At 38.7% G+C, this 12786-nt stretch carries 8 protein-coding genes; 7 read left to right on the forward strand and 1 reads right to left on the reverse strand.

The features are described 5' to 3' along the window. Both H6A61_RS01200 and H6A61_RS01205 read left to right on the forward strand, forming a co-directional pair. Positions 1-2177 (forward strand): cellulase family glycosylhydrolase (locus H6A61_RS01200; RefSeq protein WP_430746758.1); only part of this gene is annotated, 2177 nt, incomplete at its 5' end. Positions 2178-2316: 139 nt separating this feature from the next. Further along, on the forward strand, positions 2317-3645 hold the full coding sequence (locus H6A61_RS01205) for a nucleoside hydrolase-like domain-containing protein (RefSeq protein ID WP_204390459.1): 1329 nt from the start codon (positions 2317-2319) through the stop codon (positions 3643-3645). A gap of 632 nt (positions 3646-4277) precedes the next feature. On the opposite strand, the gene H6A61_RS01210 is transcribed toward H6A61_RS01205, so the two are convergent. Continuing rightward, the gene (locus H6A61_RS01210) at positions 4278-5990 is read right to left on the reverse strand and encodes a glycoside hydrolase family 43 protein (RefSeq protein WP_204390460.1); all 1713 of its coding nucleotides are present in this window, start codon (positions 5988-5990) and stop codon (positions 4278-4280) included. 338 nt (positions 5991-6328) lie between these two features. Between H6A61_RS01210 and H6A61_RS01215 the strand changes: the two genes are divergently transcribed. From H6A61_RS01215 to H6A61_RS01235, 5 genes are all read left to right on the forward strand, one after another. Beyond that, positions 6329-7183 (forward strand): alpha/beta hydrolase, encoded by an 855-nt coding sequence (locus H6A61_RS01215; RefSeq protein WP_204390461.1) that lies wholly within the window; start codon positions 6329-6331, stop codon positions 7181-7183. Between the two features lie 12 nt (positions 7184-7195). After that, positions 7196-7708, forward strand: coding sequence for a glycoside hydrolase family 95 protein (locus H6A61_RS01220; RefSeq protein ID WP_154043116.1), 513 nt, complete (start codon positions 7196-7198; stop codon positions 7706-7708). Between the two features lie 29 nt (positions 7709-7737). Further along, complete coding sequence (locus H6A61_RS01225; protein WP_154043117.1) at positions 7738-9339, forward strand: glycoside hydrolase family 43 protein; 1602 nt, start codon at positions 7738-7740, stop codon at positions 9337-9339. 124 nt (positions 9340-9463) lie between these two features. After that, positions 9464-11383, forward strand: a complete 1920-nt coding sequence (locus H6A61_RS01230; protein ID WP_430746762.1) for a glycoside hydrolase family 97 protein — start codon at positions 9464-9466, stop codon at positions 11381-11383. 5 nt (positions 11384-11388) lie between these two features. Continuing rightward, positions 11389-12765, forward strand: coding sequence for a glycoside hydrolase family 43 protein (locus tag H6A61_RS01235; RefSeq protein WP_204390463.1), 1377 nt, complete (start codon positions 11389-11391; stop codon positions 12763-12765). The last annotated feature ends 21 nt before the right edge of the window (positions 12766-12786 follow it).

Here is a 12786-nt window from a genome sequence, read left to right on the forward strand (position 1 = left end):
ACCACCTTGCCAACATGAAACGTCTTCTCCTTGAAACGGACGAATGGTTACGACGTCGCATACGAATGTGTATATGGAAATCTTGGAAAAACCCTAAGACGAGAATATCAAATCTGATTCGATGTGGAATCTCTAAGAGGAAAGCCAATGAATGGGGTTATACTCGATTGTATGATCTGAATAAATTTAACAATATGAAATATCGAATAAAGCTTATCATTACATGTTTTATATTAGGACAATTTCTCTTCTCTTGTAGTGATAAAGAATTAATAGAAGAACCGCCAACTGTTGAAGAACCTACTCCGGAACCGAAACCAGAACCTGAGCCGGATCCAGAACCGGAACCTATAGTGACACTACCTGAATTACATGTTGACGGTCGTTATCTGAAAAATGCTGAAGGAGAAATTGTAAATCTTCATGGCTTTACCCAGACATATAGTCCTTTTTTCAATAGTAACAGATGGTCAAATTATGATGTAAACGGATGTTTGAGTTATAATAAACGTATGGTAGACGAAATTCTGGATGCCGGTTGGAAATTTAATTTTGTGCGTATGCATCTTGATCCATACTGGAGTGATGACCCCAATAAACCTTCTGTTCGTTATGAAGGGCATGAAAGATTTTCAGAAGTACGTTTCCGCAAGTATCTAGATGAACTGTTTGTTCCTATGGCCGAATATTTTTTATCAAAAGGAATGTATGTAGTTATGCGTCCGCCTGGAGTCTGTCCTAATGGTGAGGGTTACGAGGGTATAGAGATTGGTGACACTTATCAAGAATTCTTGTTGAAAGTGTGGGATATTGTGTCAAAACACAGTAAACTGAAGAATAATACCGGTATTATGTTTGAATTGGCTAATGAACCGGTAAATATCAAAGGTACGGATGGCAAATTTGGAAGCAGTGGTGAAGCTTGTTTTGCAAATATGAAGGAATATTTTCAGGCTATTGTAGATAAAATCCGTTCTAATAATAGTAATAATATAATATGGGTACCAGGTTTAGCCTATCAGTCTTCGTATGCAGGATATGCTACTCATAGGATTGAAGGGGAGAATATTGGATTTGCAGTACATTGTTACCCCGGATGGTATGGCAGTGATGCAGAAGAAGACAGCTCTGAAGGTATTGGTTCTTCTACAGGAGGAGGTTATGAAGCTTTTCAGCGTGGATGGGATGCACAGGTTGGTCCTGTTGCAGAATTTGCACCTATAATGGTGACAGAAATTGATTGGGCCCCGAAGAAATACGATGCTACTTGGGGAAAGAGTATAACAGGAGAAGCTGGAGGAAAAGGTTTCGGGGCAAACTTTAAGTATATAGCCGATAAGTCCGGTAATGTCTCATGGCTGTTCTTTACTACAGATTCTGAAATGTTGGCTGCTTTTGAAGATATACCTGGCGAACCGGGAAACTACACCTTCCTTAATGATCCAGAAGCATGCCCTTGGCCTATGTATCATTGGTTTAAGGAGTACGCTGAAGGTGTGGTTGTTAATGGAGAGTTGGAAAGGCTTGAATTCGTTGGAACGCCGGATAATATTGAATTGGTTATGGGTGATGCTGAATATATAAATGTTAAGGCTGTCTATTCTGATGGATCTACACGTATGATTACACACGAAGTAACTCTTGCTTCATCTGATGATTCTGTTGTTAAGGTTGATGGAGTAGGTAAAATAGTAGCTGTATCCGAAGGACAGGCTACTCTTACAATTTCATATGTAACAGACAGTCAGGACCGAAAAGAACTTTCTGTTTCAGTAAAAGTCCTTTCTCCATTTATTTTAAAAGAAGAGTTTTTCAATCCTTCAATATGGGAAGATGGATCGTTTGATGAAGAAACTTCTACACTCATTACAGGAAAATATGGTTTTGGAGGATGGCAATATGCTGATGGACTAGATTTGCATGAGTACTGCTCTATAAGAGTAGAATTGGCTTCACCTAATGATTGTGGAGCATCTTTCAGACTATTTGACCAAAATTCATATTGGACATCACCTGCAATGTATGATTTTGGTAGTTCTACTGTAATAAATGTCAATCTGCAGAATATGACTAATGCTGAAGGTATAAAACTTGATCCTTCTCATCTGTATATAGTAGGATTTTGGTCTACAGGAGGCAAACCTATAACGATTAAGAGTATTTCTTTAAATAAATAAGTATTTTCAAGTTATTCTTGTTCATAAGTTTGGGATTCTTTAATTAAAGTAGGTTTATTATTAAATACCGGTTCTAGGTGAACAAGCATTTCATCGGACCGGTATTTTTATTATATTTACTGCATGAAATAATATGGATATGAAAAAGCTGTTATTTTTATTTATTGCTTTAGTTTGTACTTTTGTAGTTTCTGCCCAAAGTACATCATGTAAACAAAGATTGATTGTGGCTACCGATTTGGGTGGTGCCGATCCTGATGACACACAATCATTGATACATCTTCTAGTTTGTTCGGATGTTGTAGATATTGAGGGAATAATAAGTTCCTCCTCATGGATAGATTGTCCGGACTGGACTGCTGAAATTATAAAAGTGATAGACGGTTATTCAATGGTTTTGCCCATGTTGAGGAAACATTCCGATGGCTTTCCTGATGCTGGCTATCTGAAATCGATAGTGAAACGCGGGCAGTCGGTTTCTAACATGGCAGGTGTAGGCCAAGGAAAAGATTCTCCTGGTTCTGAACTTATTATTTCAGCTGTCGACAAGCAGAGTGATTCCCGACCAGTGTGGCTTTTAGCATGGAGTGGTATGAATACCATAGCTCAGGCAATATGGAAAGTTCATGAAAGTAGAACTTCTGAGGAGTTTAAGAGGTTTGTTGCTAAGATACGTATATACGATGTGTTGGGACAAGACGATGCCGGGGCATGGATTGCAAAGCATTTTCCTGAAATACAGTATATACGCAATACTCAGGTTTACGGATGTGGTCCGTCTGATGAGTGGATAGCAGAGAATGTGCAGTCAAAAGAACCGTTCGGAGCAACATATCCCGACAGAAAATGGGCTGCTGAGGGAGATACACCTTCTTTCCTTTATGTTTTGGCTAACGGATTAAATGTGCCCGACAGTGTCTCATACGGTGGATGGGGAGGAAGGTTTTCAAAAGAACCTGTTGCAGGTGTAAGAGGTATGGATTTTATAGAAAAATCTGGTAAGAGTGAAGCACAGTATGATACATACTATATGTATGCTAGTGCACCAGAAGGTGTTAATGCTATAAATAAATGGAAGGAACATATTCTGAACGATTTTGCTGCAAGGATGATATGGACAACTACTTCTGAATATTCAGAAGCCAATCATCACCCAATAGTTGTTATAAACAATGATTCTACTTACAATCATATCAATATTGAGGTATCAGCAGGAGAAACATTATTGTTGGATGCATCTTCTTCGTTCGATCCTGATAATGATGATTTGCATTATGAGTGGATGGTATATAATGAACCAGGAAGCTATAAAAGAACCGTTAGCCTGAATTATGATAATATGGGGAAATGCAAGGTCATTATACCAGATGATGCAAGAGGGAAGAATTTCCATGTTATGTTAGTTTTAACTGATGATGGTGTTCCATCTCTTACTGCTTATAGAAGATTTGTCATAGACGTTAAATAAAAGATTTATTAATCCTGCCAGTTGATTGATATTATTGCGATAAGACAATAATGTCATAATTCTAAGTATATTCATACCACATTTCACTTTCACATCCTTCACATATCACTTCAATAACGCATAATAATTATTCTCGTTCTTGCGGTACTTCTTTTCCATTTCGGAATAGTCAGTTAACTGTCCATCACAAAACTTATAACTTGGGAACATTATGGTTTTCATTTAATTTGTAAATATCTTATAGAATCTCTAAAAGTACGTTGCAAACAGATATAACTCCTTGTTGTTTGACACGTGTCGGACGAATTGCTGACAGCTGTCAAACGAATTGCCTACACGTGTCAGACAATCGTCCGACAGCTGTCAGACGATAAAGGGTTCCTGGAATTTTAGAACTTGACACAAACAGTCTTTGAATAATTGATAAAATTGGATATGTCTTCCGTGAAAATCCTGGCATGAGTTTCTGGGTGGAGATAAATTTAAAATCCGAAACTTGAGTTATAATAACAGACACGTTGATATAAAGAGAAATTCTGGTATTGTTCATGTATTAATCTTTTGAAACGAAAAAAGGTATAAAGTCATTACTCTATACCTTTTTTAATGATTTATTAGCTAATCAGTATTTATTATTGTATGGTTGCATCATTACCGGAAGTAGCATAAAGCCCTATCATAGCACCTGTAAATCCGCCTGCTACGTTTGTCGACAAAATATCTCCCGAAACTGTTTCTCCCAAATTTTTGAATTCATCTTTTCCTGTAGCATAACTGAATGTATAGTTGTTTCCTTCGGCTTCAACCTGCAGCTTGATAGGTGTTGTGTCTTCAATTTTTACACTAGCAATTGTAGTAGAACTACCTTTTGCTGTACGTTGCAAAACCAAATAGTTGTCTTCAGCCTTTTTAGTTACACCGAACACATAGTTGAAACTTTCGCTCTGGTAGCATGTAATACCTGCAAGATCTTTTTCAGTACGAGGAATGTATGAAAGAGTTGTTGTTGCGGTAAAGTTTATATGTTGCTGGCGATAGAACAATGTTGATGTAGGAACTTTAGCTTTTATGTTTGTCTCATAAGGTGTTATGCTGAGCCCTTCTGTAGTAGTAGAAACAAATCCTTCCTTTGCTCCTCTTACTCCAACCCAACGGTAATCAAGTGGGGTTGTTGTAAATGAGTCGCTGAAAGTGAAATTTCCGTTAGGGAAGTAACCGTCTTTTCCTGTCATGTTTTTTACACCTTGAGGCATTTTAAGCTTTGCTTTCAGTGGTTCCAGACCACCTTCAAAAACAGGGAATGTGCCAGTCCAGTCTACAGGAAGGATAAATGTTTCACGTCCTGTATTTACTCTGTTTGTTTCATTTGGACGTATTGCCAGGAATACACCATAGTATTTACCGTCTGGTCCTTCTACTAAATCAGCGTGTCCAGCCCAGTCTACTTTCTCTGGTCTGTCAGCTGGCAAATGTCTTTGAGAAAGTATAGGGTTCTTTGGAGCTGGTTTGAACGGACCTTTAGGACTATCTGCTATAAATATAACTTCGCTATGCCATCCGCCAGTACCACCTTCAGCACACATCAGATAGTATTTGCCGTCTTTTTTATAAAGATGTGGAGCTTCTATCCATATAGGTTTTTTAGAAAGGTCTACTCCACCGTTTACAACAACCTTGTCTGTTTCTGGAATAATCTGGTCTTTTTCTGTATCATATTCCCAAACCTTTATTACTCTGTGACCTTCGTATAAGGCTTTTTCTGGTGCATCGTTATGTACTATGTATGCCTTACCATTGTCATCGAAGAAGATGTCAGGGTCAATACCTTCGAAGTTCAGTTTTATTGGGTCGCTCCATCCCTGCATAGGATCTTTAGTTTTTACAACCATGTTTCCGATACCTCCGGCAAATTGAGTTGTAATCATGTAGAAGGTATCATTGTTTGGATTATATCTTATGGTTGGTGCATATATACCTGCGCTTATTCCTGTATCTTCTACTTTTAGTTGAGACGGGCGATCCAGTACGTGTCCTATTTGCTTCCAGTTGACCAAATCTTTTGAATGGAAGATAGGTACACCTGGATTAATGGCGAATGAAGAACATACCAGATAATAGTCGTCTCCCTTACGGCAGATACTTGGGTCCGGATAACATCCTTGTAGGATAGGGCTGTAGAATTCATCTTCTCCCAAAGGGTTGTTGGTATATACGGCATCGTTTCCTGTATAAATGAAATCTTTGAAAACAGGAGTTCCCGGCTCAGGTTTGAATCCGGTGTCAGCACATGAAGATATTATTGCTCCCAGTGCACCTAATGCTAATAATTTGATTTGATTTTTCATGATTAAATTAATTGAAATTTTACGTGTGTTTAATGATATAGTTGTGTAATCTTTACAATCGCAAAGATACTATAATGCTTTATAAATAAGTGTCACAGATGTTTCATAAGTTTTGTTGTGTGTTACTACATATAATTTTTTTTATGCTTTACTCTATAGGGGGGTATTGTCTTTATTTTTAGGTTTTTATATTAGGACGTGTAATATTGGCGCTATATATTTGTACTCTATGGAAATACTTTTTCCCACTGATGTAACGTATGTTATTATACTTGTAACATAAAAATTTGAATTTCGATTCATATGGTAATATTTTTGCATTATAAAAACATGGAACTATGGAAAAAAAAATTATTTTTATTTTTCTCTTTATTATACCCTTGCAGCTGTTTTCGCGCAGTAAGGTAGTAAGTGATAGTATTTTCAGTAATATTCTGAAAACTTCCAGAAATTACTCTGTTTATTTACCACCATCTTATCAGGATGATAAGAAATATCCAGTGCTTTATTTGTTTCATGGAATGTCGCAAACAGACCGTGACTGGCTGTGGCGAGGACATTTACAGGAAGTGGCCGACAGACTAATATACTCAGGTGAGGCAGATGAAATGATTATTATTATGCCGGATGCCGGTGGTGATATATATAAGGGTTTTTGGAACGGGTATTTTAACATGCCGGGATGGAAATATGAAAGTTTCTTCTTTGAGGAACTGCTTCCTTATGTTGAGAAAAAATATAATGTTATAAGTGACAAGTCGCACAGGGCGGTAGCTGGCTTGTCAATGGGGGGAGGTGGGGCTACAGCTTACGGGCTGTGGTATCCTGATAAATTTTCGTCGGTATATGCAATGAGTGCCCTTATGGATATACCTGAGTTTGGGGCGGCAAAATATGATAATCCTGATGATAAACTTGCAATATTGACACGGGCTGTTAAAGAACGTAGCTGTGTGAAATTTGTAGAAAATGCAAATGATCAGACTAAAGCAGAATTAAGAACTGTTGAATGGTTCATTGATTGTGGCGATGATGATTTTTTGTTGGATAGAAATATTGAGTTTTTCCATGCAATGAGGAATTCCGGTATTGGATGTCAGTTTAGGGTGAGAGATGGCGGACATGATTGGGAATATTGGCATTCGGCTTTGTATATGTGTTTACAGTTCGTATCAGATGGTTTTAAAGATTAAGATTTGTGTCTTATGAGATTTTTTTTAGTATTTGTTTTAATATCTCTTGTAAATGGAATAGGAGCTGAAAATCTCAGACTATGGTATTCTAATCCTGCAAAAAACTGGTGGGAAGCACTTCCCGTGGGTAATTCCCATATAGGGGCGATGGTTTATGGTGGTATTGACCATGAAGAGATTCAGTTGAATGAAGAAACATTCTGGTCTGGTTCACCTTATAACAATGATAAATCTGGTGCCAGTCGGTATTTGGGTGATGTAAGGGAACTGATATTTCAAGGGAGGAATGCTGAAGCACGGAAATTACTTGATGAGAATTTTTTTACAGGTAACCATGGGATGCGTTATCTTACGTTAGGCAGTCTGTTAATTGATTTTTCCGGTGTAGATAACGTAAAGAATTATTACAGGGAGTTGAATCTGGATGATGCGACAGCTGTAACCGGGTTTACTGTTGATGGGATAAAATATAAACGTACTGTCTTTTCATCATTTTCAGGTAATGTAGTTGTGATTATGTTATAACGAATAAATAATTTAAACAGTATAAATCCATGAAAAAACATTTTTTATTCTCTTTTATTTTGGCTCTGGGATGTATGTGTGGTGGTGAATCGGCGGCACAGTCGAGTGATAATGGCAATGGAACTTTCACAAATCCTGTATTATGGGCCGACGTGCCAGATCCGGACGTAATCCGTGTTGGTGACGATTATTATATGGTAAGCACTACTATGCATCTTATGCCTGGTGCGCCGATAATGCATTCCAAGGATTTGGTGAACTGGAAAATCATTAATTATCTGTATGACAAGCTTGATGATAAGACTTCTTATAATTTGGAAGGTGGTACAGTATATGGAAGAGGACAGTGGGCTACATCTTTAAGATATAGAGATGGAAAGTATTATGCCTATTTTTCTCCAAACGACACCCCTTATAAGGGATATGTATATACTACAGATAATCCTGCAGGGGAATGGACTTTGTTGGCGCGTACCCCGCATTTTCATGATGCTTCGTTGTTCTTCGATGATGATGGCAGGGTATATGTATTCTACGGAACAGGACAGTTACGTGAGTTGAAACCGGATCTGACAGGTGTTCTGGAAGGTGGACTTGATACAAAAGTATTCGAACGCGACAGTGAAGAGAACGGACTTCTTGAAGGTAGTAGAGTTATAAAACACGATGGAAAATATTATCTGATAATGATTTCATGGCCTGTGGGAGGCAAGCGACGTCAGGTTTGTTATAGAGCCGACAACATAGCCGGACCATATGAAAAACGTGTGATACTTGAGGATGCTCTTGGAGGATTTCCATATGTGGCACAAGGTACCATAGTAGACGATGGTAAGGGTAATTGGTACGGAGTTATTTTCCAGGATAGAGGTGGTGTGGGCCGTGTGCTTACGGTGATGCCTTGCCGTTGGGTTGACGGATGGCCTATGCTCGGAGATGAAAACGGTCGTGTGCCGGAAGTAATGAAAAAGCCTGTACAGGGATATCAATCAGAAGGACTGGTGGTTAGTGACAGCTTTAATGACGGTAGTCTTAAACTGAACTGGCAATGGAATCATAATCCTGTGGATTCTTGTTGGAGTCTGAAAGAAAGACCAGGTTACCTCAGACTGAAGACTGCCAGGGTTGTGGATAATTTATTCCTTGCTCCTAACACTCTGACCCAGCGTATGGAAGGTCCGCGCTGTGAAGCCGTCGTTTCTTTTGATATCTCGGCTATGAAGGATGGCGATGTGGCAGGATTCAGCGCATTCAATGGTGATGCTGGAATTCTTGCTTTGTCATGTGAAGGTGATAAAAAATATCTTAATATGAAATCGGAAGTTGTTAGTCTGAGTGATGAGAAGAAAGAGGTGACCGGTATTGACAGAAAAGTAATGGAGAAGGTTGAACTTGAATCAGATTGTGTGTTTTTGCGTATCGATGGTGATTTCCGATTGAATAAAGATATAGCTTCTTTCTATTATAGCTATGACAATAAGAATTGGAAAAAGATAGGTAGTGATTTCAGGATGGTATTCGACTACAGACGATTCTTTATGGGTACTAAATATGCCATATTCAATTATGCTACCAAGTCTCAGGGAGGATATGTGGATGTAGACTTCTTTGATTATAAGCGAATAAGATAATCGCATTAGTAATGATAACAGTTTTATATATAGTTTTTAATAGGTAGGCATCATACATAATATTGTAAATTTTAAAATATTGAGGATTATGAGAAAACATTTGTTTTTTTGTTGTCTCATTTGTATGGGAATGTGTGTAAGTGCAGCAGAAAGAAAAATATCAAGTCCGGACGGAAGATTAGTAGTGATGGTTTCGGACACTGACGGTAAGGCCACATATAGTGTGACATACGATGATGAGTTGTTCATAGCATCATCTCCTCTTGGTATGAAGACAAATATTGGAGATTTCACATCAGGGCTGTCAATAGGTGAAGATGTAAAAGTTTCTCTAATAGAGAACGAGTATAATCTGCCTAATATAAAGAAAAGTAGTGTTAAATATAGTGCAGGTAAGGCTATTGTACCGTTTATGAAGGATGGTAAGACGGCGTTTGACGTGGAATTCAGTGTCTCAAACAATGATGTGGCTTTTCGTTATACGGTTTATCCTAAGGGAAATACACTTTGTTGCGTGATAGAAGATGAGGCTACAGGATTTACAATGCCTGATGGAACTACAACTTTCCTTTGCCCTCAGAGTGGTCCGATGGGTGGTTTTGCCAGAACTTCTCCAAGTTATGAAACTCCATATACATTGGATGCTGCTACAGGAAGCAACGGATGGGGCGAAGGATATACTTTCCCGTGTCTGTTCCGTAATTCCGATAAAGGATGGATTCTTGTTTCAGAAACTGGGGTTGACAGTTATTATTGTGCATCACACTTGATGGGAGGTAACGGTAATACGTATAAAATAGGATTTCCTAATCCGGGAGAATTCAATGGCAACGGAACTTCAGTACCGGGAATGGCTCTTCCTGGAAAGACACCTTGGAGAACTATTACTGTAGGACGTACTTTGGCACCAATAGTTGAAACTACTGTACCTTTTGACGTTGTAGAGCCTTTGTATGAAGCTTCAAAGGACTATACTGCAGAGTATGGTTGCGGTACATGGAGTTGGATTATTGCCGGTGATGGCAGTATGACTTACAATGACCAGAAACGATATATTGATTTTTGTGCCGACATGGGATACCGTACAGTACTAGTTGATGCATTATGGGATACACAGGTGGGGTATGACAAGGTGGAAGAACTGGCACGTTATGCGAAATCAAAGAATGTAGGTCTCTATCTTTGGTATAACTCAAATGGTTATTGGAATGATGCACCCCAGGGACCTCGTGGAAAAATGGATAATACCATTAAACGCAGAAAAGAAATGCAGTGGATGCAGAAGGTTGGCATAAAGGGTATTAAGGTGGATTTCGTTGGAAGTGACAAACAAATGGCAATGAAACTATATGAAGATATACTTGCTGATGCTAATGATTATGGATTACTGGTTATCTTTCATGGTTGTACGATTCCAAGAGGATGGGAGAGAATGTATCCGAACTATGCAGCCAGTGAGGCTGTTCTTGCCAGTGAGAATATGAATTTCTCACAGGGAAGCTGCGATGCAGAGGCATTCAATGCATGTATTCATCCGTTTGTGCGCAACACTATAGGTAGCATGGACTTCGGTGGCAGTACGTTAAACAAATTTTATAATGCAGCCAACGAACCTAGAGGCAGCCGCAGGGTTACTTCTGATGTTTTTGCACTGGCTACTGCAGTTCTTTTTCAGAGTCCTGTACAGCATTTTGCAATGGCACCGAATAATCTGACAGATGCACCGGTATGGGCTGTGGACTTCATGAAGAAGGTTCCTACAACTTGGGATGATGTCAAGTTCATAGATGGATATCCCGGTAAATATATAATAATGGCACGCAAGCATGGTGACAAATGGATTGTTTCAGGAGTAAATGCACAGGACGAGACTTTAAAATTGAATCTGGACCTTTCTTCTTTCTTCAATGCCGGCGAAACAGTAACATTATACTCTGATGATGCTAAACTTAATGGTAAAGCTTCGGAGATAAAAATAAATAAAAAACAAGAACTTAAGATTTCCATTCCAAAGAATGGAGGATTGGTAATAACTAAAAAATGATGATTATGAAAGACATGAAAAATATATTTACTTTGGCTGCACTAACATTGGTATCTGGAGCAGCTGCACAGAATCCTGTTGTACAAACATGGTTTACAACCGATCCGGCACCACTTGTGCATAATGATACTTTATATCTGTATACAGGACATGATGAAGATAAAGCAGATTTTTTCTGGATGCAGGAATGGAGGGTTTATTCCACTACAGATATGGTGAACTGGACAGATCATGGCTCTCCGCTAGCTATAGAATCATTCAGTTGGGCTGATGACAGGGCCTGGGCAGCACAATGTATAGAACGTAACGGAAAGTTCTACTGGTATGTGTGTCTGCACTCAAAACTAAGTAATGCTATGGCAATAGGAGTGGCTGTGGGAGATAGTCCTACAGGACCTTTCCGTGATGCTATAGGAAATCCGCTGTATGATGGTAATTGGGATTTTATAGACCCGTCTGTGTTTATTGATGATGATGGTAGAGCATATTTGTATTGGGGAAATCCGAATATTTATTTTGCAGAACTTAATGAGGATATGGTGTCGATTAAGGGGGAAGTAAAGAAACTGGAACAGACAGTTGAAAGTTTTGGTGCACCAAATCCTGAAAAGAGAATAAAGGGACAGAAATATAAAGATACATATACAGAAGGACCTTGGTTCTACAAGCGGAATGGTAAATACTATCTGCTCTATGCTGCGGGTGGAGTGCCTGAGCATATAGCATATTCTATGGGTGACAGTCCTGAAGGACCGTGGAAATATATGGGTGAGATTATGCCGCTTCAGGACACAGGGTCCTTTACTAATCATTGTGGTGTAGCCGATTATAAGGGCAATTCGTACTTCTTCTATCACACCGGCAAATTGCCAGGTGGAGGTGGATTCGGACGTTCAGTGGCTATTGAGGAATTCAAATATAATCCGGATGGCACTTTCCCTATAATAAATGCTACCAAAGAAGGAGTAAAACCTGTTTCTACATTTAATCCTTACAGAAGAGTTGAAGCCGAAACAATTGCTTTTTCAGAAGGAGTCAAGTCCGAACCAAATGCAAAGACTGGAGTTTATATTTCTGAAATTCATAATGGTGATTATATAAAGGTAAGAGAAGTGGACTTTGGTAAAAAAGGACCAAAATCTTTCCGCATAACTGCAGCCAGTGCTTTGCGTGGAGGTACAATTGAAGTACGCACAGACAGTATTGCAGGAAATAAGATTGCAGAAGTCAACATTCCTACAACAGGTGGATGGGAAGAATGGAAAACATTTAATAGTGAAGTTAAAACTGCTGTTACCGGAGTGCATGATGTATATTTTGTATTCCGTGGCCGCAAAGGTTGTAAATTATTTAATCTTGATTGGTGGGAGTTCTCTAAATGATGAGCTTTTTATATTAATTAA

Origin of the sequence: Bacteroides caecigallinarum, from assembly GCF_016901995.1 — a bacterium.
Lineage (GTDB): Bacteria > Bacteroidota > Bacteroidia > Bacteroidales > Bacteroidaceae > Phocaeicola > Phocaeicola cellulolyticus.